General features: G+C 66.4%; 21 protein-coding genes and 1 pseudogene. 12 read left to right on the plus strand and 10 right to left on the minus strand.

Annotated features, from left to right (window positions below):
• Window positions 1–2 precede the first annotated feature (2 nt).
• Genes cyoB through ASF77_RS05230 form a run of 6 tightly spaced genes read left to right on the plus strand, consistent with a single transcriptional unit; the run spans window position 3 to window position 5,814 of the window.
• Window positions 3–2,006 carry a cytochrome o ubiquinol oxidase subunit I gene (gene cyoB / locus ASF77_RS05205; protein ID WP_056335400.1) on the plus strand — a complete coding sequence of 668 codons (2,004 nt, stop codon included), beginning with the start codon at window positions 3–5 and terminating at the stop codon, window positions 2,004–2,006.
• Window positions 1,999–2,643, plus strand: a complete 645-nt coding sequence (gene cyoC, locus ASF77_RS05210) for a cytochrome o ubiquinol oxidase subunit III (RefSeq protein WP_056335403.1) — start codon at window positions 1,999–2,001, stop codon at window positions 2,641–2,643. Before cyoB ends, cyoC begins: the two co-directional genes overlap by 8 nt.
• Window positions 2,640–3,080 (plus strand): cytochrome o ubiquinol oxidase subunit IV, encoded by a 441-nt coding sequence (cyoD, locus tag ASF77_RS05215; RefSeq protein WP_056335407.1) that lies wholly within the window; start codon window positions 2,640–2,642, stop codon window positions 3,078–3,080. Before cyoC ends, cyoD begins: the two co-directional genes overlap by 4 nt.
• Window positions 3,077–3,910, plus strand: coding sequence for an SURF1 family protein (locus tag ASF77_RS05220; protein WP_056336426.1), 834 nt, complete (start codon window positions 3,077–3,079; stop codon window positions 3,908–3,910). The genes cyoD and ASF77_RS05220 overlap by 4 nt, the downstream gene beginning before the upstream one ends.
• Entirely contained in the window at window positions 3,894–5,261 is a 1,368-nt protein-coding gene (locus ASF77_RS05225; protein ID WP_056335410.1) for an ATP-binding protein, read from the plus strand. The genes ASF77_RS05220 and ASF77_RS05225 overlap by 17 nt, the downstream gene beginning before the upstream one ends.
• Complete coding sequence (locus ASF77_RS05230; RefSeq protein WP_056335415.1) at window positions 5,254–5,814, plus strand: response regulator transcription factor; 561 nt, start codon at window positions 5,254–5,256, stop codon at window positions 5,812–5,814. Before ASF77_RS05225 ends, ASF77_RS05230 begins: the two co-directional genes overlap by 8 nt.
• 71 nt (window positions 5,815–5,885) lie before the next feature.
• Here ASF77_RS05230 and ASF77_RS05235 read toward each other — a convergent pair whose 3' ends face one another.
• From ASF77_RS05235 to ASF77_RS05245, 3 genes are all read right to left on the minus strand, one after another.
• Window positions 5,886–6,278: a VOC family protein gene (locus tag ASF77_RS05235; protein WP_056335419.1), complete on the minus strand. Its 393-nt coding sequence runs from the start codon at window positions 6,276–6,278 to the stop codon at window positions 5,886–5,888.
• A 30-nt stretch (window positions 6,279–6,308) separates the two neighbouring features.
• Window positions 6,309–6,932: an exopolysaccharide biosynthesis protein gene (locus ASF77_RS05240; protein ID WP_056335421.1), complete on the minus strand. Its 624-nt coding sequence runs from the start codon at window positions 6,930–6,932 to the stop codon at window positions 6,309–6,311.
• 116 nt (window positions 6,933–7,048) lie between these two features.
• A complete protein-coding gene (locus tag ASF77_RS05245; RefSeq protein WP_056335426.1) occupies window positions 7,049–7,387 on the minus strand; it encodes a DUF5710 domain-containing protein in 339 nt (112 codons plus the stop codon).
• Window positions 7,388–7,568: 181 nt separating this feature from the next.
• Here ASF77_RS05245 and ASF77_RS05250 point away from each other — a divergent pair, with 181 nt between their 5' ends.
• The gene (locus tag ASF77_RS05250; protein WP_056335429.1) at window positions 7,569–8,204 is read left to right on the plus strand and encodes a hypothetical protein; all 636 of its coding nucleotides are present in this window, start codon (window positions 7,569–7,571) and stop codon (window positions 8,202–8,204) included.
• On the opposite strand, the gene ASF77_RS05255 is transcribed toward ASF77_RS05250, so the two are convergent.
• The gene (locus ASF77_RS05255) at window positions 8,205–8,966 is read right to left on the minus strand and encodes a ZIP family metal transporter (RefSeq protein WP_056335431.1); all 762 of its coding nucleotides are present in this window, start codon (window positions 8,964–8,966) and stop codon (window positions 8,205–8,207) included.
• 124 nt (window positions 8,967–9,090) lie between these two features.
• On the opposite strand from ASF77_RS05255, the gene ASF77_RS05260 reads away from it, so the two are divergent.
• From ASF77_RS05260 to ASF77_RS05270, 3 genes and pseudogenes are all read left to right on the plus strand, one after another.
• Window positions 9,091–10,491: a metallophosphoesterase gene (locus ASF77_RS05260; protein WP_156648728.1), complete on the plus strand. Its 1,401-nt coding sequence runs from the start codon at window positions 9,091–9,093 to the stop codon at window positions 10,489–10,491.
• 245 nt (window positions 10,492–10,736) lie between these two features.
• Window positions 10,737–11,933 (plus strand): cation:proton antiporter, encoded by a 1,197-nt coding sequence (locus ASF77_RS05265; protein WP_056335437.1) that lies wholly within the window; start codon window positions 10,737–10,739, stop codon window positions 11,931–11,933.
• 1 nt (window position 11,934) lies between these two features.
• Window positions 11,935–13,058 (plus strand): annotated as a pseudogene (locus tag ASF77_RS05270) (YbdK family carboxylate-amine ligase).
• Window positions 13,059–13,079: 21 nt separating this feature from the next.
• On the opposite strand, the gene ASF77_RS05275 reads toward ASF77_RS05270, so the two are convergent.
• From ASF77_RS05275 to ASF77_RS05285, 3 genes are all read right to left on the minus strand, one after another.
• Window positions 13,080–15,842: an EAL domain-containing protein gene (locus tag ASF77_RS05275; protein WP_056335440.1), complete on the minus strand. Its 2,763-nt coding sequence runs from the start codon at window positions 15,840–15,842 to the stop codon at window positions 13,080–13,082.
• 219 nt (window positions 15,843–16,061) lie between these two features.
• Entirely contained in the window at window positions 16,062–16,661 is a 600-nt protein-coding gene (locus tag ASF77_RS05280) for a DUF642 domain-containing protein (protein ID WP_056335443.1), read from the minus strand.
• Window positions 16,662–16,825: 164 nt separating this feature from the next.
• Window positions 16,826–17,320, minus strand: a complete 495-nt coding sequence (locus ASF77_RS05285; protein WP_056335446.1) for a MarR family winged helix-turn-helix transcriptional regulator — start codon at window positions 17,318–17,320, stop codon at window positions 16,826–16,828.
• A 177-nt stretch (window positions 17,321–17,497) separates the two neighbouring features.
• On the opposite strand from ASF77_RS05285, the gene ASF77_RS05290 reads away from it, so the two are divergent.
• Window positions 17,498–19,918 carry a penicillin-binding protein 1A gene (locus ASF77_RS05290; RefSeq protein WP_056335450.1) on the plus strand — a complete coding sequence of 807 codons (2,421 nt, stop codon included), beginning with the start codon at window positions 17,498–17,500 and terminating at the stop codon, window positions 19,916–19,918.
• 134 nt (window positions 19,919–20,052) lie between these two features.
• On the opposite strand, the gene ASF77_RS05295 is transcribed toward ASF77_RS05290, so the two are convergent.
• From ASF77_RS05295 to ASF77_RS05305, 3 genes are all read right to left on the minus strand, one after another.
• A complete protein-coding gene (locus ASF77_RS05295; protein ID WP_056335453.1) occupies window positions 20,053–20,892 on the minus strand; it encodes a glucose 1-dehydrogenase in 840 nt (279 codons plus the stop codon).
• A gap of 48 nt (window positions 20,893–20,940) precedes the next feature.
• A complete protein-coding gene (locus ASF77_RS05300; protein ID WP_082493562.1) occupies window positions 20,941–22,080 on the minus strand; it encodes a mechanosensitive ion channel family protein in 1,140 nt (379 codons plus the stop codon).
• A 220-nt stretch (window positions 22,081–22,300) separates the two neighbouring features.
• Window positions 22,301–22,483, minus strand: a complete 183-nt coding sequence (locus tag ASF77_RS05305; RefSeq protein WP_056335456.1) for a DUF3606 domain-containing protein — start codon at window positions 22,481–22,483, stop codon at window positions 22,301–22,303.
• Between the two features lie 285 nt (window positions 22,484–22,768).
• Here ASF77_RS05305 and ASF77_RS05310 point away from each other — a divergent pair, with 285 nt between their 5' ends.
• Window positions 22,769–25,885, plus strand: a complete 3,117-nt coding sequence (locus ASF77_RS05310) for an amidohydrolase family protein (protein WP_056335458.1) — start codon at window positions 22,769–22,771, stop codon at window positions 25,883–25,885.
• Window positions 25,886–26,069: the final 184 nt, after the last annotated feature.

Raw genomic sequence — 26,069 nt, forward strand, 5'->3', positions numbered from 1 at the left:
CCATGCAAGACTCATTTGACTTGACGAAGCTTATCTTCGGACGGCTCAGCTGGGACGCGATTCCGTTCCATGAGCCGATCCTGATCGCTACCTTCGCAGGCGTGCTCGTCGGCGGTGCGGCCCTCCTTGGCCTCATCTCCTACTTCCGCCTGTGGGGCACCCTGTGGCGCGACTGGATCACCAGTATCGACCACAAGAAAATCGGCATCATGTACATGGTGCTCGGCCTCGTGATGTTCCTGCGCGGCTTCGCCGACGCGCTCATGATGCGCGCCCAGCAGGCCATCTCCTTCGGCGAGAACGCCGGCTTCCTGCCGCCGCACCACTACGACCAGGTCTTCACCGCCCACGGCGTGATCATGATCTTCTTCGTGGCGATGCCGTTCGTGACGGGCCTGATGAACTACGTCGTGCCGCTGCAGATCGGCGCCCGCGACGTGGCCTTCCCGTTCCTGAACAACTTCTCGTTCTGGATGACGACCATGGGCGCCGTGCTGGTCATGGCTTCGCTGTTCGTCGGCGAATTCGCGCGTACCGGCTGGCTGGCCTTCCCGCCGCTGTCGGGCATCCTGGCCAGTCCCGGTGTCGGCGTCGACTACTACATATGGTCATTGCAGATCGCGGGTGTCGGCACCTTGCTATCCGGTGTCAACCTGATCGTCACGATCGTCAAGATGCGCGCCCCTGGCATGGATCTGATGAAGATGCCGGTGTTCACCTGGACTTCGCTCTGCACCAACATCCTGATCGTCATGTCCTTCCCGATCCTGACCGCCACCCTGGCGATGCTGGGCATGGATCGCCTGTTCGACACCAACTTCTTCACGAACGACAAGGGCGGCAACGCCATGCTGTACGTGAACCTGATCTGGATCTGGGGCCACCCGGAGGTGTACATCCTGATCCTGCCGGCCTTCGGCATCTTCTCGGAAGTCGTCTCGACCTTCTCGAGCAAGCGCCTGTTCGGCTACACCTCGATGGTGTATGCGACCGTCGTCATCATGGTGCTGTCCTACCTGGTCTGGCTGCACCACTTCTTCACCATGGGTTCGGGGGCGAGCGTCAACGCGTTCTTCGGCATCACCACGATGATCATCTCGATCCCGACCGGGGCCAAGATCTTCAACTGGCTGTTCACGATGTACCGCGGCCGTATCCGCTATGAACTGCCGATGATGTGGACGGTGTCGTTCATGCTGACCTTCACCATCGGCGGCATGACCGGCGTGATGCTGGCGATCCCGGCGGCGGACTTCGTGCTGCACAACTCGCTGTTCCTGACCTCGCACTTCCATAACGTCATCATCGGCGGCGTGCTGTTCGGTCTGTTCGCGGGCTTTAATTACTGGTTCCCGAAGATGTTCGGCTTCAAGCTGAACCGTTTCTGGGGCGTGGTCTCGTTCTGGCTGTGGTCGATCGGTTTCTGGGTCGCCTTCCTGCCGGGCTACATCCTGGGCTTCATGGGCGTCACCCGCCGTTCGAGCCACTTCGAAGATCCGGAACTGCAGACGCTGTTCGTCATCTCCTTCATCGGTACCCTGATGATCGCCGGCGGTATCGGCGCGCTGCTGATGCAGATCTTCGTCTCCTGGCGCGACCGCAAGAAGAACGCCGACGTCACCGGCGACCCATGGGATGGCCGTACGCTGGAGTGGGCCACCTCGTCGCCGCCGCCTGACTACAACTTCGCCTTCACGCCGGTGGTGTACGACAACGACACCTTCGCCGACATGAAGAAGAACGGCTGGAAGCGTCCGCTGAACGACTTCGTCGCGATCCACATGCCGAAGAACACCTGGGCCGGTTTCGTGATCTCGGCGCTGTCGATGGTGGTGGGTTTCGCGATCATCTGGCACATGTGGCTGCTGACCGCGGTCGCCTTCGTCGCGACGGTCGTGGCCACCATTGTCCATACGTTCAACTACAAGCGTGACTATTACATCCCGGCGGCAGAAGTTGCCCGCACCGAGGAAGCACGCACCAAACTGCTGGAAGCCCATGTCTGAAATTAACGCAACCATGACTTCGTCCGCCGGCGTCCCCGGCGCCGACGCCGGCGCGCGCTACCACGTGCGCGAGCATCATCCGGAGCACGGCACCATGCTGGGCTTCTGGATCTACCTGATGAGCGACTGCCTCATCTTCGCCAGCCTGTTCGCGACCTGGGCCGTCCTGGGCCGCAACTACGCCGGCGGCCCGTCGGGCGCGGAGCTGTTCGACCTGACTCTGGTGGGCATCAACACCGCCTTCCTGCTGGTCTCGTCGATCACCTTCGGTTTCGCCATGATCTCGGCCCAGGCCAAGAACCTGGCCAAGACCCAGCTCTGGCTGGCCATCACCGGTGTGCTAGGCGCCTGCTTCCTGGCGCTGGAAATCTATGAGTTCTACCACCTGATCCACCAGGGCGCCGGCCCCGCGCGCAGCGCCTTCCTCACCGCGTTCTTCTCGCTGGTCGGCACCCACGGCCTGCACGTGCTGTTCGGTATCGTGTGGCTGGTGACGCTGATGTTCCAGCTGGCCAAGCACGGTCTGTCGGTCGAGAACCTGCGCCGCATGGCTTGCCTGTCGCTGTTCTGGCACTTCCTGGACGTGGTCTGGATCTTCGTCTTCACCTTTGTTTACCTGATGGGAGTGCTGCCATGAGCGACCACAACCACCAAGGCCATCACGGCCATGACGCTCACGCCGGTCACGATGCACTGCACGGCCACACCCACGGCGACCATCCCGGCGTGCACTACAGCGCCAAGGACTACACGATCGGCTTCGTGCTGGCCGTGATCCTGACGGTGATTCCGTTCTGGCTGGTCATGGGCAACATCCTCGACCCGAGCATGACGCGTTTCGTCATCATGGGCTTCGCGGCCGTCCAGGTCGTCGTGCACATGATCTACTTCCTGCACATGAACTCGAAGTCCGAGGGCGGCTGGAACATGATGGCGCTGATCCTGACCATCGTCCTGCTCGTCATCGTGCTGGGCGGCTCGATCTGGGTCATGTACCACATGAACGCCAACATGATGCCCGGCATGGGCGACGCCGCCGGCATGACCGGCCACGGCGCCCACGACATGCAATGATGGGCCGGCACGATCCGGACGCCACTTTGCTTGCGACCGATCCCCGTCCACGCTCCGTGGTGCGGGCGATCCTCGCGGTCATCGGGCTGTTCCTGATCGTGCTGTTCGCGGGGCTGGGAACCTGGCAGGTGCAACGCCTGCAATGGAAACTGGCCCTGATCGAGCGTGTCGAATCGCGCGTCAGCGCACCGGCCACCGCGGCGCCGACGGGCGCCCGGTGGCCTTCCGTCTCAAGAGAATCCGACGAATACCGGCACGTACGCCTGGCCGGGCACTTCCTCTACGAATTTTCCACGCCGGTGCAGGCCGTGTCCGCACTGGGCGCCGGCTACTGGCTCGTCACGCCGCTGTGCATGGCGGACGGCACGATCGTGCTGGTCAATCGCGGCTTCATCCCGGCCGCCGCCAACCGGCCGGGCAGCTATCCGGCGCGCCGCGCCAGCGGCAATCCTTGCGCGAATGTGGCCGGCGCGCCGCACAGCCTGACCGGGCTGCTGCGCATCGCCGAGCCGGGCGGCGGCTTCCTGCGCGAAAACGATCCCGCGAACAACCGCTGGTTCTCGCGCGACGTCGCCGGCATCGCCGCGGCGCGCGGCCTGGGCAATGTCGCGCCGTACTTCGTCGACGCCAAGCGCAACCAGGATCCGGCAGGGGCGCCCGAACGCCCGGTCGGCGGCCTGACCGTCATTTCCTTCCAAAACAATCACCTCGTGTATGCAATCACTTGGTATGCTCTCGCCTTGATGGTTGCCGGGGCCTGGTGGTTCGTTGCCCGCTCCGGAAACAACATGGAAACCGGCAAGGCAAGGAACGATGGCAGTAAAGCTTGATCTACTCACGAAAATAAGTCCGGCACTGGCGCCGGTGCTGACGCCTGCGCCGGGGCCGTCGGCCGAAGCCAGCGTCGAATACGCCGCCGGCCACAAGAACATGCTGCAGCTCATCGAGCTGCGCTGGATCGCCGTCATCGGCCAGATCACGACGATCGCGGCCGCCATCCTCGTCTTCGACATCAACCTGCCGCTGGTGCACATGCTGCAGGTGCTGGCCTGCCTGATCGCCTTTAACATCGCCAGCCACCTGCGCTGGCACGAGCGCCGTCCGGTCGCCAACAGCGAGCTGTTCATGGCCCTGCTGGTGGACGTGGCCACGCTCACCGTGCAGCTCTACCTGTCGGGCGGCACCACCAATCCATTCGCCTTCCTCTACCTGCTGCAGATCATTATCTCGGCCGTGCTGCTGGCGCCCTGGTCGACCTGGACCATCGTCGTCATTACCTTGCTCTGCCTGGCCCTGCTGGCCGTCTATGCCCAGCCGCTCGCGCTGCCTTTCGACCATGCGCGCGGGATCGCCAGCCTGTACGTGCAGGGCATGCTGCTGTGCTTCGCGATCAATGCGGCGCTGCTGGTGATCTTCATCACCCGCATTAGCGGCACCCTGCGCACCAAGGCGGCCCAGCTGGCGGATCTGCGCCAGCGCGCCGCCGAGGAAGACCATATCGTGCGCATGGGCCTGCTGGCCTCGGGCGCGGCCCACGAACTGGGCACGCCGCTCGCGACCGTATCCGTGATCCTGGGCGACTGGAAGCGCATGCCCGCGTTCCGCGGCAATCCCGAGCTGCTGGAAGAAATCGCCGAGATGCAGACCCAACTGAAACGCTGCAAGTCCATCGTCAGCGGCATCCTGCTCTCGGCCGGCAGCACCCGCGGCGAGTCGGCGGTGCGCACGACCATCCACACCTTCCTCGACGGCCTGGCCGAGGAGTGGGAAGACAGCCGCAAGGTGGCCACCTTCGCCTACGAGAACCGGATCGGCGAGGACATCCCGGTCGCCTTCGATTCGGCCCTGAAGCAGACCATCGACAACCTGCTCGACAACGCGCTGGAAAGCTCGCCAGACTGGGTCGGGCTGGAAGCCGGCGTCGAGGACGGCACCCTGCGCCTGGTGGTGACCGACCGCGGGCCGGGCTTCGCGCCCGCCATGCTGACCCAGTTCGGCAAGCCCTACCAGTCGACCAAGAGCCGGCCCGGCGCCGGCGTCGGTCTGTTTCTGGTGGTGAACGTGGCGCGCACCCTGGGCGGCGGCGTGGCCGCGCGCAACCGGCCGGAGGGCGGGGCGGAGGTGACGCTCACCATTCCGCTGGCCGCGATCGCGCTGCAGGGAGAGGGCGAGCATGTCTGAACTGGACCACGGCATTGTTCAGGAGAGCCCGCTGCTGCTGATCGTCGAGGACGATGAGGCCTTCGCCCGCACCCTCGGCCGCTCCTTCGAGCGGCGCGGCTACCGGGTGCTGCATGCGCCCGGCCACGAGGAGGCGGCGGACATCTTGAAGGAACACGATCCCGGCTATGCCGTGGTCGACCTGAAACTGAAGGGCAATTCCTCGGGCCTGAACTGCGTGCAGTTGCTGCATGCGCACGACCCGGAGATGCTGATCGTGGTGCTGACCGGTTTCGCCAGCATCGGCACCGCGGTCGAGGCGATCAAGCTGGGCGCCTGCCAGTACCTGGCCAAGCCCTCGAACACCGACGACATCGAGGCCGCCTTCGGCCATGTCGCGGGCAACGCCGACATCGAGGTCACCAATCGCTCGACCTCGATCAAGACGCTGGAATGGGAGCACATCCACGCCGTGCTGGCCGAAACGGATTTCAATATTTCTGAGGCGGCGCGCAGGCTGGGCATGCACCGGCGCACGCTGGCGAGGAAGCTGGAGAAGCAGCGGGTGAAGTAGCTGGTGAAAGAAAAGCGGCGGCGCCGGGCGGCGCCGCCGTAAAGCTTCGCGGTGGAGCTTCGCGGTAAGGCTTATTTAGGACGGTACAGCGCGCACAGCTTGTTGCCGTCCGGGTCGCGCACATAGGCCAGGTGCAGCGCGCCCAGCGCGCCTTCGCGCAGGCCGGGCGGCTCTTCGGCCGTGGTGCCGCCATGGGCGACGGCCGTGTCGTGGAACTGCTTCACCTGTTCCGGCGAGCTGCACTTGAAACCGATGGTGCCGCCATTGGCGCAGGTCGCTGCTTCGCCGTTGATCGGCTCGGTGACGCAGAAGCTGTTGCCCTCGTGGCGGTAGAACAAGCGGGTGTGGCCCGTTGCCGCCACGTTGCGGAAGGGCTCGCCGACGCCGAGCGTGCCCAGCACCGCGTCATAAAAGCGCTTCGAGCGCTCGATATCGTTGGAACCGACCATCACATGACTAAACATCCTGTCTCCTTTGTTGTGTTGTAGGGAAAATCAAGCCGTCAAACGCTGGAACACTTCGCGCGCCGCCAACCCGCCGCCGCCGATCAGCAGGGCAAAATAGACGATGGTCGCGATGTTGCTGATGTGGCCCAGCAGCACGCAGACGCCGTCGCGCTGCAAGAGGCCGATGGCAAAGAAGAGCAGGGCCACGGCCGGGAAGGTATTGCTGAACGGGATCAGGCCGAAGGGCATCATCAAGAGCACGGCGCCCAGGATCAGGGACGCATTGTTCAAGTGGGCCATGGCGCCGTCGGCCACCAGCCAGCGGATGCGGTCGGGACGGCTGACGCGTTCGATCTTCTGCAGCCATGGGAGGGCCTTGCGCAGCAGCGGGCGCAGCTTCTTGGTGGCGATCACGCGGTGCTCGATCTTCGAAGGAATCCAGAGTTCGCGCCGGAACAGGCGCGCCAGCCCGATCAGCAGGATGGCCGCGCCGAACACGGTGCTGACGCCCGGAATCGACACCGGAATCAGGAAGACCAGGGTCAGCAGGGCGGTCAGGATCAGCAGGCCGTCGTTGCCGACCCGGTGCACGAGTTCGGCGAGGGTGATGCCGGTTGGCGGCAGGGATCGCACCAGGGAGCGCAGGCGCTGGGAGATCGGTTCACTGTGCATGGTGTCCTTGAAATGATGATGAGGTGCGGGCGCGGATTTCAGCGCCGGGCGATAGTATAACGGCCGGGCCGGCGAGGCGGGCACGCGTGGCCAAATTTAGCCGCCGCTGTTGCGCTTCAGAGGCCGGCGAGCAGCTTGCGCACGGCCTGGTGCGCCTCCAGCCAGCCGCTCTCGGCCAGCGTCGGGCGGCATTCGGCGCATTCCTCGAAGGGATTGCAGGCATGCGGCAGCTCGAGATAGTTCTTGCCGATCACCGGCTTGGCGCCGTGGGCGTCGCGCGAGACAGGTGCCCCGGCGTCGGCGGAGGGCGCCGCGCCGCCGGCGGCGATCCAGCGCGCGAAGGGCTCGGCGTCCTTGCCGTCGGGGACGTACCAGCATTTGCGGGTCGGGTTCCAGCGCGCGCCGAGGGCCTTGGCTTCGTCTTTTTCGGCGTAGGGAACCTTCAGGAGGATCATGCGTGTTCTTTCGATAGGCGGATACGGGCCCGGTATTGTAAGGGAAGTCGAGGCGTCAGTGGCGGCGGGTAGAGAGCGCAAAAAAGTTCGGTCATCCCAACCGCCGGCCGACCCAAGAAGTTGTTCAATTGCTATAATCTTAATTCTGAACAACACCTTAATCGACCGCAAGGGAGCAGGTTTGGAACACGAAAGCCATCATCATCACCACCCGCACAAGACCGGCGTGCGCTGGCTCGACCTCGGCCTCGGCCTGGCGGCCGGCATCGTTTCGCTGGTGTCGCTCTGGCTCGGGCTGCATTCGGCGCACTCGATGGAGAAGCTGGTGGCCTCGAACAGCTATCCCTACGTCGAAACGGGGCGCTCGAACCGCACTGCGGAGCGCGATCCTGAAACCGGCCAATACACCAAGCAGATCGACTACGTCCTGGCGAACAATGGCGTCGGGCCGGCGCGCATCGAATGGGTGCAGCTCGAATTCAAGGGCAAGCCGATGGCCAGCCTGCGCGAACTGCTGGACGCCTGCTGCAAGCAGCCACAGTACGACACCGTCGGCCTGAACCACCGCGGCGTCGTCACCGGCACCCTGATTCCGCAAGGCCGCGAGCTGCATACCTTCACCTGGGAAGCACCGCGCAGCACCAATCCCGCCTTCGAGGCCCTGCACGCGCAGATGAACGACATCAAGGTCTCGGTCTGCTATTGCTCGGTATTCGACGACTGCTACAAGCGCACCTGGGACAGCAGCAAGCCCGAACCGGTCGAGCAGTGCACGCGCCCGAAGGCCGCCTTCGAGCCGAGCCTCGAAGCCGGCTGATCATCCCGCCGTCTTGCTGAGCGCGAACGCCGCAAGGAAACCCAGCACCGTGATCAGGCCGGCGAAGTCGTGGGCCTCCTCGAAGGCCTCGGGGATCATGGTATCGGCCAGCATGGCCAGAATCGCCCCGGCCGCGACGGCGTTGGTGGCGGCCACCCCGGCCGGCGGGACACCCTCGAACAGGGTAAAGCCGGCCAGCGCCGCCAGGCCCGAAGCCAGCGCGATCGCGCCCCAGATGCCGAAGATGTAGGCCGCGCCGCGCCCCGCCTTTTTCATCCCGGCCGCGCTCGACAGGCCCTCGGGCACGTTCGACAGGAAGATGGCCGACACCGCCACCAGGCTGACCTTGCCGCCGCCGAGCATCGACAGGCCGATCACGATCGACTCCGGAATACCGTCGAGCAGGGCGCCGACGGCAATGGCGCGGCCGCTGCCGCCGTGTTCCTGTTCGCTCGGCTGGCAATTAGAGCGCTTGCGGTGGCGCGCGCCGCCATGGGCCAGCCACCAGTTCGCCAGCGTGTAGACCGAGGCGCCGGCCAGGAAGCCGAGCGCCGTGGCGGGGAAACCGCCGGTCTCGAAAGCTTCGTCCATCAGCTCGAAGGAGAGGGCGGAGATCAGCACGCCGCTGCCGAAGGCCATGATCGCGGCGACGAGCCGCGCCGGCACCTCGAAGTGGTAGCCGACAAAGGCGCCGATCAGCAGCGCCGCCCCCGCCAGCAGTCCCCAGCCACCCGCCTGCAGCCACATCGGTACTCCCTCCATCGTGCCTCCTGTCGTTTTGTCAACATGGTACGCGTGTGCGGGAAGCCGCAGCGCCCGCCAGTAGCCCAGGCGTCATATGGCTGTGCTACATTGCCGTTTTTTACGGAGAAATACGGAGAAGCGCATGAGACCGTTTCCGTCGATGCTGTCGTGGACCTTGCTGGCAGCGCTGCTGTCCGGCTGCGCCGGCCTGGTAGGCGCCCCCGGCCCGGACGACGTCGCCTTTGTCGTGATCGGCGAGGACGGCGCGGCCACTGCGCGCCTGATCACCGCGGCGGATGCGTGCCCGCCGCTGGTCGTCGACAACCGCGCCATGCCGATGCGGGTGCGGGTGCCGAAGTCCGCCATCCCGGCGCGGCCCGGCCAGGCGCACACGCCGCCCTCGAGCGCAGTGCTGGCTTGCGAGGCGCCGGTCGCCGCCGGCAGTGTCACGGCCAGCGTGGCCGGGATCGCGCTGCCGATCCCGAAGGCCGAACCGAAGCGCATCGTCGTCATCGGCGACACCGGCTGCCGCCTGAAGGGCAAGGAAATCCAGGACTGCAACGACGCCAGCCAGTTTCCCTTCGCGCGGGTGGCGGCGCGCGCCGCCGCGTTCGAACCGGATCTGGTGATCCACGTCGGCGACTACCATTATCGCGAAGACCCGTGCCCGGCCGACCGTCCCGGCTGCGCCGGCAGTCCCTACGGCTATGGCTACGACGCCTGGGCCGCCGACTTCTTCACCCCGGCGCGCAAGCTGCTGGCGGCGGCGCCCTGGGTGCTGGCGCGCGGCAACCACGAGAACTGCAGCCGCGCCGGGCAGGGCTGGTGGCGCTGGCTCGATCCGCGCGCCTTCCAGACCGGGCGCGATTGCGATGATCCGGCCAACGACCTGCTCGGCGAATACAGCGACCCCTACGCCGTGCCGCTCGGCGCCGGCGCCCAGCTGATCGTGTTCGACACCGCCAACACCAACTGGAAGGGTCTGCCGAAGACCGACCCGCGCCGCGCCATCTATGCCGACAGCTACCGCAAGATCGAGCGCCTGGCGCGCGGGGCGCGCTACAGCATCGGCGTCGACCACCATCCCCTGTTCGGCTTTGGCGCCAACCGCGACGCGAAGACGGGCGCGATCAGCCTGTTCGGCGGCGACGCCGGCCTGCTCGATGCCTTCGGCGACGTCGATCCGCGCTACATGCCGGCCGGTGTCGGCATGCTGCTCTCGGGCCACGTGCACCTGTGGGAGCAGGTCAGCTTCGCCAGCGCGCATCCGACCCAGTTCATCGCCGGCATCTCGGGGTCGGCGGAAGACACGGTGCCGCTGCCGGCGATGCCGCCGCCGGGCGTGACGCCGGCGCCAGGCGCGGTCGTCGAGCACATGAGCTCCTGGATCGGCGGCTTCGGCTTCATGAGCATGGAGCGCACCGGCCCGGAGGCCTGGCTGGTGAAGGTATGGGATCTCGACGGACGCGAGCGCAACCGCTGCCAGGTGACGGGGAAAAAATCGCGCTGCGAGGTAACGCAGGTGAAGACGCAGGTGAAGTGAACGACAATACGTTCGCACAAATGTAGTTGCCAATGAAATATATTTCAGGCAATATGGCGGGGTTCGGAGCACAGCCGCCACGGCGGGCTCCCGATCAGCGATGAGGCGCTCTTGCGTTTCTTTTGTGCCCCCGAGGCCGGCTTGGACTCCAACCCGAACTTCATGCCAGATGTCGGGGGCCGTTTTTTCGCGGGAGGCGCACCGCCCGGTGCGCACGCATCCTCCCGTCCCATCGAGGAGAATCCATGCCCGAATCCTTTCCGAACTATGCCGATCTCGGCCTGCAACTGGCCTGGCCGCTGGCCATCGCCCTGTCCTGGATGGCGGGCGAACTGATTTTCCGCTGGACGGCGCTGCCGCGCATCGCCGTGTATGGCCTGGCCGGTTTCGTGTTCGGCAACCTGGCCGCCGGCTATCTTCCGCCGTCCGAATCGAAGAACTTCATGCTGCTGGCGAACCTGGGCTTCGGCCTGATCCTGTTCGAACTGGGCTACCGCATCAACCTGCGCTGGCTGCGCAATAATCCCTGGATCGTTGCCACCTCGGTGCTGGAAGCGGTGCTGACCTTCGCCGCCGTCTACCTGGTGGCGGGCGCCTGCGGCATGGAGCCGCTGGCCGCCGCGCTTACCGCCTCGCTGGCGATGTCGAGTTCTCCGGCGGGCCTGCTGCGCGTGCTGAACGAGCAGGGCGCCGCCGGCCAGGTGACGGAACGGGCCATGCACTTGACCGCGCTGAACTGCGTGATGGCCGTCTTCACCTTCAATGTGGTCGTCGGCATCGGCGTGTTCCAGACCTCGGGCGACCTGGCCCATGCGGCCGGCAGCAGCCTCTTGGTGCTGGGCGCGTCGAGCGTACTGGGTGCGCTGTTCGGGGCCCTGGTGCCGCTGTGGCTGAGGATGATCGACGCTGCGCGCGACGCGACGCTGGCCTTTGCGCTGGCCGTCGTGCTGCTGGTGTCCGTCACCCACGTGCTGCAATTCTCGCCGGTGCTGGCCGCGCTCACCTTCGGTCTCGTGGCCCGGCACCGCCGCATCGCGCTCTCTCCCGCCCAGCGCAACTTCGGCGTGCTGGGCGACCTGCTGGCCGTGCTGATGTTCTTTTTTGTGGCCACCAAGGTCGAGATCGAACACCTGGGCGGCGGCATCGCCCTGGGCCTCTTGCTGGTGCTGGTGCGGGCGCTGGTCAAAGTCGGCGTCTGCACGGCCTTTGCACGCGTTTCGGGCATCTCGGCGAGGAAGGGCGCCCTGTCGGGGCTGGCCCTGACGCCGATGGCGGTCTTTGCCATCCTGCTGATGGAGCAGACGCGCTGGATCGGCGTCGACCTGTTCGACAGCCTGGCGCCGCTGGCGGCCGTGATGCTGCTGCTCGACGTGCTCGGCCCCGTGCTCACCCAGCGCGCCGTGGTCTGGGCCGATGAAACCCGCAACATGAAGGAGGTATGACATGGCCTTGCCACCATTCGCGCAATCGCATTCGCTCACCATGGGCGTCGAGCTGGAACTGCAGCTGGTCAGCCTGTCCGACTTCGACCTGGTCGCCGCCTCCCCCGACATGCTCGAACTGCTGGAGCGGGCGCCATTCCCCGGCAACGTCACGCCCGAGATCACCGAAAGCATGATCGAGATTAATTCGAGCGTGCATACCCACCATGGCGAACTGCTGAAGGAATTACGCGAGATCCGCGACACGCTCCTGCGCGCCGGCGACCGCCTGAACGTGGGCGTATGCGGCGGCGGCACCCACCCCTTCCAGCAATGGTCGCAGCGAAAGATCTTTTCGAAGCCGCGCTTTCGCGAAGTGTCGGCGCTGTACGGCTACCTGGCCAAGCAGTTCACGGTCTTCGGCCAGCACGTGCACATCGGCTGCAAGTCGGGCGACGAAGCCTTGTACCTGCTGCACGCGCTGAACCGCTACATCCCGCATTTCATCGCGCTCTCGAGTTCCTCGCCCTTCCTGCAGGGGAGCGACACCCAGTTCAATTCGGCGCGCCTGAATTCCGTGTTCCCTTTCCGCTGTCGGGGCGCGCGCCCTTCATCCTCAGCTGGGACGCCTTCGAGCGCGACTACTTCCGGCGCATGGAAAACACCGGCATCGTGCGCAGCATGAAGGATTTTTACTGGGATCTGCGGCCCAAGCCGGAATACGGCACGATCGAGCTGCGCGTCTGCGACACGCCGCTGACGGTGGAGCGCGCGGCAAGCCTGGCCTGCTACCTGCAGGCGCTGTGCCGCTATCTGCTGGAAGGCAACGAGCCGCCGCCGCTGGAGGACGACTACCTGGTCTATAACTACAACCGCTTCCAGGCCTGCCGCTTCGGTCTGGACGGCACGCTGGTTCACCCGCAGACGCACGAGACGATCTCGCTGCGCGAAGACATCCTGACTACCCTGCGCCGCCTGGAACCGCATGCGAAAGCACTGGGCAGCGAAGCGGCGCTGGAACACCTCTACCGCGAAACGCACACGGGCAGCGACGCCCAGCTGCTGCGCGATGCGTTTGCCGAGGCGGGCAGCACCGAAGGCATCGTCGATGCGGCGCTGCGCTGCTTCAGGGAGGCTGCCGGGTAAGCGCGCGCGAGCCCGCCGGGTTCAGGCCTGCGCAGCCGCGCCTGCGCGCTGCGCGTACCAAAGGCGCAGCGCGTCGGGGGCCAGTGGCCGGCTGAAGAAATAGCCCTGACCCTGATGACAGCCACGTTCGCGCAGGAAGTCCCACGCCTGCTGCGTTTCGATCCCTTCCGCGACCAGTTCGAGCGAGAGGCTTTTGCCCAGCGCGATGACGGCGTCGATGACCGCGCGGCTCGCATCGCCGCTGTCGATGGCACGCACGAAGGACTGGTCGATCTTGAGCTTGTCGATCGGCAGCGTGGACAGGCTGCTCAGGCTCGAATAGCCGGTGCCGAAGTCGTCGAGTGCGATCCTGACGCCGAGCGCTTTCAGCTCGTGCAGCACGGCGACGGCCTCGCCCAGGTTTTCCATGACGGCCGTTTCGGTCAATTCGATGACGAGGGAGCGCGGATCGATGCCGGAGGCGTCGATCAATTCGCGGATTTGCGCAGCGAAGCGGGGGCGCCGGAACTGGAGCGGAGAGACGTTGACCGCTACGGTGAGCTGCAAGCCCTCGGACTGCCATTGCACCTGCTGGCGGCAAGCCTCGCCCGCGACCCAGTCGCCGAGCGGCGCGATGAGGCCGCAGGCTTCCGCGACCGGAATGAAAGCCGCCGGCCCCAGCGCCGGCTCCTGCCCGTCTTCGAGGCGCACCAGGGCCTCCAGCCCGATCGTGGCGCCGCTGCGGAGATCGACGATCGGCTGGTAGTGCAAGGCCAGGCCGTGGTGGTCGAGGGCGTTCTGCAAGCGGCGCTCGACGGCCAGCACGAAGCGCGCCTGCTCGTCCAGGGCCGGGGAATACACGACGACGTTGCCGCTGCCTTGCCGTTTCGCGCGCAGCATCGCAAGGTCGGCCGCATGGAGCAGGGCGCCGGCATCCTTACCGTGTTCCGGATAGTAGCTGATGCCGATACAGGCGGAGAGGTTCACTTCCAGCTTGCCGACCCGGATCGGTGGCTGGAGGACGTCGATGAGCCGATGGGCCGCCTGCGCCGCGTGGCCGCCCGGATCGGCGGCGTCGGCGACCACCAAAACGAATTCGTCGCCGCCGAAGCGTGCCAGCAGCTGGCCTTCCTGGACGCAGGACTGCAGGCGGCGCGCGACTTCCCGCAGCACGGCGTCGCCCGCCTCGTGCCCATGCTGGTCGTTCACGGGCTTGAAGCGGTCGAGGTCGACGTACAGCAAGGCGCCGCCCGCAGCGCCGTTATGCGCGCGTCCAACGGCGGCCTCGACGAAATCGAGCGCCGCGCCGCGGTTCGCGACGCCGGTCAAGGCGTCGTGGCTGGCAGCCCAATGGATCGCCTGTTCGGCCTCGCGCCGTTCGGTGATTTCGCGCGGCATCACGTACATCAGCCAGCGGCCGCGGTGCTGGAGCACGGTTGCGCCGATCTCGACCGGGAAGCTGGAGCCGTCCTTGCAGGTATAGGTGCGCTCGAACGGCGGCGGCGGCGCGGAGCGGCATAGTTCGAACACCGCCTGCAGTTTCCCGACCTCGGCCGCGAGATCGATCTGGGGCAGTGTCATTCCCAACATTTCGTCGCGTGTATAGCCGAGGCGCGTACAGGCCATCCGGTTCGCGTAGTGGAATCTGGCGTCCTCGTCGAAGAGGAGCAGCATCTGGTTGGCGTGTTCGCTGAAAAACTTGAATTGGGCAAGCTCTTCCTGCTGCGCGCGCAGATCGGCGTCGCGCTGGCCCAGCAACAGCGCCGCACGTTCGATGGCGGCGCCGACCTCGGCACTCTCGCGCAAGCGCACGGCGGGCACCGCCAGCGGCTTGCCCTCGCCGAGGGCCATGGCGGGCGCGATGAGGACGCGGAAGGAACGCGCGATCCGCGCGCTCATCGAGCGCGCCAGCAGCAGCCCGAATCCGAACAGCAGCGCGACGGCGGCGGCCAGACCGGCCAGGCGCCATTGCAGCGCACCGAACACGGTCGCGCGGGGAACGCCGACGACGGTGGTGAAGCCGGTTTTCGGCGAGCGCCAGAAGGCCGTGAAGTTGGCCACGCCGTCGAGCGACACCGTTTCCATCATGCCGGCCGGGCTGCGGGCGATGGCGTGGCGCAGGCTGTCGGTTGCGGGGCGGCCGACCAGGCCCGTATTACGCGTGCGCGCCGCGATCCGGCCCTCGGGATCGACCAGGCTGGCCAGCCAGCCTTCGTCAAGGTGGTGAGAAGCCAGGACGCCGCCGAGCTGGTTCGAGGAGATGCCGATCGCAAGCGAATAGAGCACCTTGCCTTGCGTCGCCACGGGGACATGGGTGCTGACCATTGCCCCTCCGGCGGCGGGATCTCCATGCAGGCTCGATATCACGGGCAGACCGGTACGGAAGACCTGGCCTGCCGCCTGCACCGAGGTGGCCGTCGGAGCAAGCCGTTCCTTGCCCTGCAGGATGTCGACCACCTTGCCGCCGTCCAGTTGGAACAGCGAGAGACTGCTGCCCAGGCCCGTAGCTGAAAAGGCCTGCGCCGTACGGTGCGCAAAGCCGGTCGCGTCATCGTTGGTGAGTGCCTGGGCGCGCGCCACCGCACGCGCCAGGGCCTGGGTACGCAGCAAGTGGGTGTCGACCGCCTCGCCCACCGTCCTGGCCAGTTCGATGGCCTGCTGCTGCACACGTCCGCGTTCCTGCCGGTACTCGACCAGCAGGAAGATCGCACTGGCGGCGATGCCCGGGAGGAGGCAGGCCATAACCAGGACGTTGAGGAAGGTGCCGACGGTGTGCGGGCGTGTGGTGGAGGTCTGGAAATGCATGGAAACCGCGGATCTGGTTCATTACCTAGGTGCAATATCGATCATACCCTAATCCTAAGAAACCATTAGTCAGCTCGGCAAATGTGTCAGTTTTGCGTCACGACCGGCAAGGGCGCATGACGCTGGCAGTGGCGGCGCCCATCTGGTGTCCAGTGCGTTGGCTGCTACCCACAAGCGAAAAAAAACCCGCCGGCGGCGGGTTCTTTTCGGGCGCTGCGCTCAGGCGCGGCGGCGGCGCGCGGCGATGCCGGCCAGGCCCAGGCCCAGCAGGGCCAGCGACGCCGGCTCCGGTACGGCCGTCACGCTGACATTGTCGAGCACGCCGTCGAGCGAGATCGTCTGGTTGGTCGCGAGATCCGAGAAGCGCAGGGTGGTGGCGGTGCCGTTAGCGCCGAAGTTGAAGCTGAAGCTGGTCAAGGCGCCATTGGAGCCGCCATACACGGTCTGCGATGCGAGCACCGTCAGGCCGTCGGCGCCCAGCACCGAGGCCAGCAGCGACTGGCCGCAGCTGATCGTGCAGCTGGTGGCGCCGAAATCGAAGTTCACCGTGTACTGCGCTTTGCTCGTGGTGGCGAAACGCTGCCAGATGCTGCCGTTCGGGGTGCTGTCGCCGCCATTGAAGGCGATGGCGTAAACGCCGTTTTGCGCCGGGTTGCCTGCGCCGAAGTAGGAAGTGCCGCCGATTTCCGCAGTGTCGACATTGCCGTTCGTGCTCCAGTTGGCGAGGCCCGCTTCGAAATCGCCGTTAAGGACAGGGGCGGCGCCGGCGCCGGCGGTAGCACACAGGGCAAGCACGGCGAACAGGGACTTGATAAACATCGTTGGACTCCAGGTCAGGGGAAGATGTTTGACATTAAGCAATGTCCATGCCATTGAGTAAATACCCTGCCTGTTCAGGCACTTGCGTTAGCAAGCTGATAAAACTGATTGTCATATGTAAAGTTTTCCGACAGGACACTTTGCCGGCCTGCCTGCTTCGGTGATCAGAGATGGGCCAGCGGTACCTGGGCGCCATCTTCATCCGCTGCGAGCAGTTCGATTAAGCGCGCCAGATCCGCCTCCAGGCGGCGCAGGGTCGCTTCATCGAGGCTCGACAGCGCATCGGGCAGCACGCCTGCAAACGGCAGTGGCGCCCGCTCGAGCAGGGCGTCGGCCGCTGGCAGGGCGCGCAGCGCGACCCCGCGCCGGTCGAAACCTTCGCGCGCAGCAGACACCAGGCCGCGCGTGGTGAGCGTGCGCACCAGGTTGCTGGCGGTGGACTGGTGAATGTCGAGCGAGCGCGCCAGGTCGGTCACGCCGATTCCGGGCGACTGCGCGATCACCGACAGGGCCCACAGCTGCGCGCCGCCCAGGCCGGCTTCGCGCTCGACCTGGCGGAAATGGCTTTTGACGGAATTGAAAACGATCCGGAACTGGCGCAGCACACGGGTGGCCGGCTCGGGATCGGGCGAATCGGGTTGGGTCAATTGTAAAGACATTGTGACATCATAACGGAAAGCGCAGGCCGCCGCGATAGTAGGTCGCGAGCTCGGCCGCGAGCTCGGCCGCGAACTCGGCCGCCGGGCCGGGCGTTCACCGCAGGCGCGCTCCAGCGCGGCTCACTGTCGCCGTCGGCTATACTTGCCGAATATAGAATCATATTCGCAAGGAAAACAGTGGATCAGGACGAGAAGACCGAAACCGGCATTCGCCAGCAGGCCAGGGATTTGTTCGGCAGCGCGGGAGGCAGGGCGCGCGCCGGGGTGCGCCAGGCGCATGGTTTTCTATCGGGCCGGCCGCGCCACCAGCAGGTGCTGATCGTCGGCATGCTGTCGGCGGCGGCGCTGATGCTGGCCCTGGCCGCCTACCTGATCGTCCTGATTCCGCTCACGCCCGGCATCGACGACCTGAAACAGGTCAGCAGCGCGCGCCCGAGCCGCATCATCTCGAGCGACGGCAAGGAGCTCGGCACCTTCGAGCAGGGCCTGCAGGAGCGTATCAAGCTGTCGCAGGTCTCGCCGCACGTGGTGAAAGCGCTGATCTCGACCGAGGATCACCGCTTCTACGAACACCACGGCGTCGACTTCACGCGCATCGCCGGCGCCCTGCTGGCCAGCCTGAAGGGCGATGCCCAGGGCGGCTCGACCATCACCCAGCAGCTGGCGCGCAACATGTTCCCGGACGAGATCGGGCGCGCGCGCAGCATCAACCGCAAGCTCAAGGAACTGATCACCGCGATCAAGATCGAGAACACCTACAGCAAGACAGAGATCCTCGAGGCCTACCTGAACACGGTGCCCTTCCTGTACAACGCGCGCGGCATCGAGATGGCGGCGCGCACCTATTTCGGCAAGCCCGCGCTGAAGCTCGACGTGCTGGAGGCGGCCACCCTGGTCGGCATGCTGAAAGGAACCTATTACTACAATCCCGTCACCAATCCCGAGCGTTCGCTCGCGCGCCGCAACGTGGTGCTGGGCCAGATGGCCAAGCATGGCGCCTTCGACGAGAAGCGCCTGGCGGCGCTGAAGAAGCGTCCGCTGCGCCTGGACTTCGAGCGCCTGGCCGAACGCAGCGGCCGCGATAACCACTTCACCGCCCACGTGCGCAAGTGGCTGCTCGAGTGGGCCGACGAAAACGACTACGACCTCGCGCTCGACGGCCTGATCGTGCAGACCACGCTCGACGCCGAGCTGCAGGAAGCGGCGCTGCGCGCGGTGGAAAAGCAGGCGAGCGCGCTGCAGGCGGTGGCCGACGTCGAATGGGCCAATCCGGGCCTGCCGGGCTCGAGCTCGATCGGCACTTATACGGCCATGCGCAGCAGCGTGGCGCCTTTCGACTACTACTGGCACACGCATCGCGCCCAACTGGACGCGTTTGTCCGCGAGTCGGGCGAGTACCGCAAGGCGGTCGAGGGCGGCGAAGCGCCGGCCGCCGCACTGAAACGCATCAAGGGCGACCGCGCCTTCATGAAGCGCCTGAAGGAAGCCAAGGCGCGCCTGGAGGCGGGTTTCGTGGCCGTCGATCCGACCACGGGCGAAGTCAAGGCCTGGGTCGGCAGCCGCGACTTCGCGCGCGACCAGTTCGACCACGTGGCCCAGGCCACGCGCCAGCCCGGCTCCACCTTCAAGCCTTTCGTGTATGGAGCGGCGCTGGAAAACGGCATCCCGCCGGAGCAGCCCTATGTCGACGCGGTGATGGACATCCGCGCCGCCGACGGCACGGTCTGGCGCCCGACCGACATGTCGGGCACGACCGGACGCCAGATGACAATGCGCGACGGCCTGGTGTTCTCGAAAAATACCATCACGGCACAGGTGATGCGCGACGTCGGCCTGCCGCCGGTCGTGAAGCTGGCGCAGAACCTGGGCGTGCGCCAAAGTAAACTGTCGGCGGTGCCTTCGCTGGCCCTCGGCACCAGCCCCGTCACGCTGCTGGAAATGGTGAGCAGCTATGCCACCATCGCGGCCCAGGGCGAATACCGCAAGCCCGTGTTCGTGCGCCGCATCTCGGACCGCGAGGGCAATGTGATCGCCGATTTCGCCAACGTCCGTCCCGAACGCGCGATGTCGCAGGCGGCCAGCGCGACCCTGATCGACATGCTGCGCGGGGTGGTGAACCGCGGCACCGGCACCGGCGTACGCTACCGCTTCGGCATCAACGGCGACGTGGCCGGCAAGACCGGCACCACCCAGAACAATGCCGACGGCTGGTTCATCCTGATGCACCCGAACCTGGTGGCCGGCGCCTGGGTCGGCTTCAACGATAACCGCGTGACCATGCGCTCGAGCTACTGGGGGCAGGGCGGCCACAACGCCATCCTGCTGGTGGGCGACTTCTTCAAGAGCGCGCTCGACACGGGCAAGATCGACCGCGCCGCCCTGTTCCCGGGCGGCCGCCCACCGGCCCCGCCGCGCGCACGCGAGGAGGAAGAGCCGGAAGAGGAATTCATCGAACCGGGCGACATCATCGAAGGCATGCCGGCCGAAGAGCCGCAGGAAGTGGAGCCGCCCGAGGACGAGGCCGAGGAAGTGATCGACGCGCCGATGGAAGGCGTGCCGCCGCCACCGCCGCAACCGGTGCCGACGCCCATGTATTGATTCGCAAGGCAGGCGCGGTCTCCGGACGCGGCGCGGTGATGCTTGGCGTCGTACGCGGGCATGCCCGCCCTACCTTACCTCGGCGTTCGGGGTGTAAACAAATGGCGCGGCATGCCTGCGGGTTTTTGCGCCGCTTACAAAATCGGCGTCCCGCCCGTCACGGCGATGCGCGCACCCGACATGTAACTCGCCTGATCCGACGCCAGCAGCACATACGCCGGCGCCACTTCGGCCGGCTGGCCGGGCCGCTTCATCGGCACTTGCTGGCCGAAGCTCTCGACCTGATCCGGCGGCATGGTCGACGGAATCAGGGGCGTCCAGATCGGCCCCGGCGCGACAGAATTGACGCGGATGCCTTTTTCCGCCAGCAGCTGCGCCAGGCCCGCCGTGAAGTTGGCGATCGCGCCCTTGGTCGCGGCATAGGCGAGCAGGGTCGGTTTCGGGTTGTCGGAATTGATCGAGGTGGTGTTGATGATCGAGGCGCCCGGCTTCATGTGCTTCACCGCCGCTTTGCAGGTGTGGAACATGGCCGTGATGTTGACCTGGAAGGTGTAATCCCATTCCTCGTCGGGGATCTCCTCAATCGAATCGTGGCTCATCTGGAAGGCGGCGTTATTCACCAGGACGTCGATGCGCCCGAACTCCTGCACCGCGCGCTCGACGATGGCGCGGCAGTGGGCCGGCTCGGCCAGGTCGCCCGGCATCAGGATCGCGCGCCGTCCCGCTTCCTCCACCAGGCGCGCCGTTTCCTTCGCGTCCTCGTGCTCGTTCAGGTAGGCGATCAGCACGTCCGCCCCTTCGCGCGCAAAGGCAAGGGCCACGGCGCGGCCGATGCCGCTGTCGCCGCCGGTGATCACCGTGGCCTTGCCGGCTAGCTTGTTCGATCCCTGGTAGCTGGTTTCGCCGTGGTCGGCCTTGGGCATCAGCGCGGCTTCGACGCCGGGCGGCTGCTGTTGCTGAGTGGGCTGGTTCATCGCATGCTCCTCAAAATAACGGTCGTGGAATTCGCAGCCCGTCCGCGTTCATGCCCCTTTGGGCAGGCTGCGCAGGGTTGCGGGATGGCGGACGCGGTCCTGCGGTACGTCCGGCGCATCCGGTTCGACCGCTTCCTGCAGCAGCAGTTGCTGCGCGCGCGGCGCGGTCGAGATGCCGAGGTCGGCGAACATCTGCATCGAGGCCAGGATCACCGACTGCTGGGTATTCATGAACAGGTCGTAGTCGGCCTCGAGGATGGTGTAGACGATCTCCCACTCGATGAAGTCCTGGGTGTACTTCGCCAGGTGGGCGCGGTCGAAACGCACCTTGTCGATGCGGCCGATGAATTCGGCGACCGCGGTCGGCACCTTGGCGGCGAGACTTGGCGGCGTGTCCGGATGGGCGCGCAGGTTGTAGACGATGCGGCGCGTGACCATGCGCTTGAAGTTCGACACCGTGCTCTTGAGGAGTTCGGCGTTCGAAACGATGATCTGTTCGCCGCTGGAGGCGCGCAGGCGGGTCGTCTTCAGGCCGACCTTTTCCACCGTGCCCGAGGTGTCGGAGGTGGAGATGAAGTCGCCCACCTCGAAGGGCTTGTCGATCGCGATCGAGAGCGAGGCGAACAGGTCGCCCAGCACGTTCTGCACGGCCAGGGCGATGGCGATGCCGCCGATCCCGAGGCTGGCGACAAAAGTCGTGATGTTGATGCCGAGGTTGGACAGCAGGGCCAGCGCGAAGATCACCCAGACGCTGGTCTGCAGCACCCAGATGATGAGGGTGTGGGCAATGGTGACCTGGGCGTCGGCGGCGGAACGGTCGTGGGTCTGGAAATAGCGGCGCGCGGTGACCTTGATCGCGCTGTGCAGGTAGATGGCGAGCTGCAGGCCGAGGGTCAGGAACCACAGGTGGCTGACGCGGGCGTTCCAGGGCGGCGGCAGATCCAGTGCCGAGAGGCCGATCAGGACGCTGGTGGCGAAGACGACCAGGTTGCTGGTGCGGGCCAGGGTCTTGCGCAGCACTTCGGCCACGGGGCGGTGAGCGCTTTCGTCGCTCAGCTGGTCGAGGCGGCGCCGGAACAGCATCAGCGCGCCGTGGATGGCGACGAAGCTGGCCACGGCCAGGGCCAGGGCGAAGAGGGCGTTCGGGAGCGAGACGTCGAGGGACGCAATGAAGGCGCGGATATCCACTGTGGGCTCCTTTTTTTTATCGAAGAGGGGGCGCAAGGGCGCGCAACTGTCACCGGCGCACGGGGTCGCCGGATGGGGCGTTCGACGAGCGAATCCGGTCAGGCGGATTCAACCGTCTATGTCGAGACGCACCGCGGGATGGCCGCGGCGTGAAGCCGCGGCGCCGGGCGGGCGCGCAGGGCGCCCGCGAAAACCATTACAAGCGAGGCTGGGAGACCGGTTATTTATTGCGCTTCAGGTGCTCGCGCACGGCATTGGCCGAGACGCCGACTTCGGCGACGGCGCGTTCCAGCTCTTCACGGCTCACGCCCAGGGCCTCGGTCCAGTGGCGCACTTCCCATTCCTCGTGCACGTTGATGCGGCTGCGATCCTGTTGACCGGCTTGTTGCAGATTATCGGACATGATGAGCTCCTATTGACGAGTTTGAATCCAATATGCCAGTCGCAATGACCCTTGTCGGTTAAGCATTTCACGTTCGGCGCATATTGCGAGGGTGCAGCTCAGCCGTCAGAAAGTTCCTGCGCGTCAGCAGCGATGTTTGATCGACCTCAGCCGAAAGCGCATCTGCGCGTTTCACATTGCCGAGCTGACTCAACAGTCAGGGTTTCGTCAGTCTCCAGTCCGATGATCGAAGGGTCAGCCCTGCACCAATTCGGTGCATTTTGGCAACCCACTTGGAGGCATTCTATGAAAACGCAGCAGCAGCAGCCGCATCAACATCCACACCCCCAGCGCCGTCCCGCCCTCGTGCGCACCGTCCTGGCCGCCGCCGTCGGCGCCGCCTTGATCGCCGGCTGCCAAGGGCCGGGGCGCGTCGACCAACTCAACGACCTGCGCGGCCCGACGCGCGACGTCACCGTCGAACTGCGCGAAGGCACCAACATGGCGGCCGCCCCCTCGCCCGACGGCAGCAAGATCGTCTTCTCGGCCCAGGGCGCGCTGTGGGTGATGCCTGCCGGCGGCGGGAAGGCCAAACGCATCACCGACTGGACGCTGGAGCCGACCGCGCCCGTGTGGTCGCCCGACGGCAAGCGCATCGCCTTCCAGAACTACGCGCCGGAAGGGAATTTCCATATCTGGACGATCGGCCCGGACGGACGCAACCCGCGCGAACTGACCGAGGGCCCTTACGACGACCGCGAGCCGGCCTGGCTGCCCGACGGCAGCGGCCTGGTCTTCGCCTCCGACCGCAGCCGCGACGGCCAATATAAAATCTGGCGCGTCGATGCCGACGGCGGCGCGCCCACCCAGGTCACGACCGGGCCGGGGGCGGAAAGTAATCCTGTGGTGTCGCCGGACGGCGCGCACCTGGCCTATGTCGACGGCGCCAACGTGGTGATGCGCGACCTCGCCGGCGGCACGCCGACCGTGGTCGCGCCGGGGACGGCGCCGGCCTGGACGCCGGACAGCGGCGCGCTGGTCTACCAGAACGCCGCGCGCCAGCTGGTGGGGGCCGGCATCCAGGTCACCCAGGACGAAGACATCTTCCCCTTCCCGGTGCGCTTCCTGCCAGATGGGCGCTTCCTCTACACGGCCGATGGCCGCATCCGCACCCGCGCGGCGACCGGCGCCGACCGCACCGATATCGGCTTCACGGCCGCATTGAAGCTGCGCCGACCCGAGTTCAAGAAGCCGAAGGATCGCCACTTCGACGACCTGCGCAAACGCCCGGTACGCGGCATCAGCGCGCCGGTGCTCTCGCCCGACGGACGCAGCATCGCCTTTGTCGCCCTGAACGACGTCTGGACGATGCGCATCGGCGAAGAACCGGTGCGCGTGACGAACGATGCGGATCGCGACGCCAACCCGCAGTGGACGGCGGACGGGCGCGCCGTCTACTTCTCGTCCGAACGCGGCAACGCCGGGCAGCTCGCCGTCGACCAGGTGGAGCTGGCGACCGGCGCCCGCACGCGCCTGGCCGCCATTCCCGGGCGCTCGCTGGTGACGCCGAAGCTCTCGCCCGACGGCACGCGCCTGGCCTACACCACGCTCTCCGGCCAGCTTGAGATCTGGACGCTGGCGACCGGCACCTCCGAAGTGATCCTGCCCTCGGTCAGCACCCAGGTCAGCACGCCGCAATGGACGCCGGATGGGCAGCGCATCCTCCTGGTCGACAACGAGCGCATCAACAACCGTTTCCGCGAGGGCTACAACAAGCTGCGCGTGATCGACCTCGCCACGCGCCAGGGAAGCTTTTACGCCGTCGCGCCCGAGCCGCGCCAGATCGCCGAGCGCGACGAAGGCGCGGCCGCGCTGTCGCCGGACGGCAGCAAGGTCGCCTTCATCATGGATTCGCGCCTGCACGTGATGCCCCTCGGCGCCAACGGCGCGCCCACCGGCCCGGCGCGCCAGGTAAGCGAGGACATGGCGGACTTGCCGGCCTGGGGCGGCGACTCGGAGACCATCCTCTACAAGTCGGCCGAACGCGTGCGCACGATCCGCGCCGACGGCAGCGGCCGGCGCGACATACCGGTCAAGCTGAGCTGGCGCCAGGCCGTGCCCGAAGGACGCACGATCATCCACGCCGGCGCCCTGTGGGACGGCGTGGGCGCGACCCTGCGCCGGAACGTCGACATCGTCGTGGAGGGCAACCGCATCGTCTCGGTCGCGCCGCATGCCGAGCACGACGACGACGCGCGGGTGGTCGACGCCGGCGCGCTCACCGTGATGCCGGGCCTGATCGAAACCCACCTGCACCCGCTGACCCTGTACCAGGGCGGGCAGTTCGGCCAGATCGCGCAGCTGATGCTCTCCTACGGGATCACCAGCGCGCAGTCGGTGGCGGGCCCGCTGCACCAGAGTATCGAGATGCGCGAGGCGCTTGAAGCGGGCAATTTGATCGGGCCGCGCCTGTTCGTCTCGCCGCCGCTATGGGAAGGCAACCGCCTGTTTTACAGCTTCGCGCGCACCCTGCGCACGCCCTCGATCGCCGAGATCGAGATTGCCAAGGCCAAGCGCATGGACGCGGACTTCCTGAAGAGCTATGTGCGCGCGCCGATCCCGATCATGGAGCGCATCGCCCAGGGCGCGCTCGACCTGGGCGTGCCGAGCGGTACCCACATGGTGCAGCCGGGCGCGGCGACCGGCCTGGGCGGCACCACCCACCTGTCGGCCACCCAGCGCATGGGCTACGGCTGGTCGAAGTCCTTTGCACGCGCCATCACCTACCAGGACGCGGCCGACGTCTACGGCAAGGCCGACTTCCGCCTGATCGACACCCTGTTCTCGAGCAGCGCGCTGGCCGGGCTGGATCCTGGCATCGTGACCGATCCGCGCTTCATCCTGGTGCCGCCGAACTTCGTCCCCGGCCTGCAAAACGCCCAGCCGCCCACGCCCGCCCAGCTGGCCGCGATCGCCAACGACGCCGCCCAGCAGGCCAAGGTGAAAGCCGCCGGCGCGCTGGTGGCAAACGGCACCGACTCGCCGCTGGTGGTGCCGGGCATCTCGCTGCACCTGAACATGCGCGGCGCGGCGCTGGTGCAGGACAACCTGTCGGTGCTGTACTCGGTGACGCGCGACGCGGCGAAGGTCGCCCTGGTCGACAAGGATCTGGGGACGGTCGAGGAGGGCAAGCTGGCGGACCTGATCGTCGTCGGCGGCAATCCTCTGGCGGATCTGCGGGCGGCGGCGGACGTGCGGCTGGTGGTCAAGAACGGGCGGGTGTACACCCAGGACGAGATCCTGGCGCCGGCGAGGACGCCCGCGCAGCTGGCGGCGCGCAAGCTGGCGCTGGCGGCGCAGGAGAAGTTGTGCCGGGAAGCGCCGCAACATTGCGAAGGGGAAGGGGGAAGTCACGCGCATTGAGGTGCGCTTAATAACCCCGCGGGCATGCCCGCCCTACGTACCACCGACAGTTCCAATGGTGGTGCACCGTAGGGCGGGCATGCCCGCGGGTTTCTAACGCAAGCGGAGAGAGACCTCGCCGCCACACAATATCGTTCCGATAATGCAATAAAACCCTTGGCTCCGCGCCGATGTTTCAGGTACG

Origin of the sequence: Massilia sp. Leaf139 (assembly GCF_001424165.1) — a bacterium.
In the GTDB taxonomy this organism is placed as follows: domain Bacteria; phylum Pseudomonadota; class Gammaproteobacteria; order Burkholderiales; family Burkholderiaceae_D; genus Telluria.

Coding starts and splice junctions, on each gene's coding strand:
- cyoB (WP_056335400.1), top strand. CDS start 3: ATGCAAGACTCATTTGACTTGACGAAGCTTATCTTCGGACGGCTCAGC.
- ASF77_RS05275 (WP_056335440.1), bottom strand. CDS start 15,842: ATGCATTTCCAGACCTCCACCACACGCCCGCACACCGTCGGCACCTTC.
- ASF77_RS05255 (WP_056335431.1), bottom strand. CDS start 8,966: ATGGAGGGAGTACCGATGTGGCTGCAGGCGGGTGGCTGGGGACTGCTG.
- ASF77_RS05285 (WP_056335446.1), bottom strand. CDS start 17,320: ATGTCTTTACAATTGACCCAACCCGATTCGCCCGATCCCGAGCCGGCC.
- ASF77_RS05240 (WP_056335421.1), bottom strand. CDS start 6,932: ATGCACAGTGAACCGATCTCCCAGCGCCTGCGCTCCCTGGTGCGATCC.
- cyoC (WP_056335403.1), top strand. CDS start 1,999: ATGTCTGAAATTAACGCAACCATGACTTCGTCCGCCGGCGTCCCCGGC.
- cyoD (WP_056335407.1), top strand. CDS start 2,640: ATGAGCGACCACAACCACCAAGGCCATCACGGCCATGACGCTCACGCC.
- ASF77_RS05230 (WP_056335415.1), top strand. CDS start 5,254: ATGTCTGAACTGGACCACGGCATTGTTCAGGAGAGCCCGCTGCTGCTG.
- ASF77_RS05280 (WP_056335443.1), bottom strand. CDS start 16,661: ATGTTTATCAAGTCCCTGTTCGCCGTGCTTGCCCTGTGTGCTACCGCC.
- ASF77_RS05245 (WP_056335426.1), bottom strand. CDS start 7,387: ATGATCCTCCTGAAGGTTCCCTACGCCGAAAAAGACGAAGCCAAGGCC.
- ASF77_RS05225 (WP_056335410.1), top strand. CDS start 3,894: ATGGCAGTAAAGCTTGATCTACTCACGAAAATAAGTCCGGCACTGGCG.
- ASF77_RS05235 (WP_056335419.1), bottom strand. CDS start 6,278: ATGTTTAGTCATGTGATGGTCGGTTCCAACGATATCGAGCGCTCGAAG.
- ASF77_RS05305 (WP_056335456.1), bottom strand. CDS start 22,483: ATGTCCGATAATCTGCAACAAGCCGGTCAACAGGATCGCAGCCGCATC.
- ASF77_RS05295 (WP_056335453.1), bottom strand. CDS start 20,892: ATGAACCAGCCCACTCAGCAACAGCAGCCGCCCGGCGTCGAAGCCGCG.
- ASF77_RS05220 (WP_056336426.1), top strand. CDS start 3,077: ATGATGGGCCGGCACGATCCGGACGCCACTTTGCTTGCGACCGATCCC.
- ASF77_RS05310 (WP_056335458.1), top strand. CDS start 22,769: ATGAAAACGCAGCAGCAGCAGCCGCATCAACATCCACACCCCCAGCGC.
- ASF77_RS05265 (WP_056335437.1), top strand. CDS start 10,737: ATGCCCGAATCCTTTCCGAACTATGCCGATCTCGGCCTGCAACTGGCC.
- ASF77_RS05260 (WP_156648728.1), top strand. CDS start 9,091: ATGAGACCGTTTCCGTCGATGCTGTCGTGGACCTTGCTGGCAGCGCTG.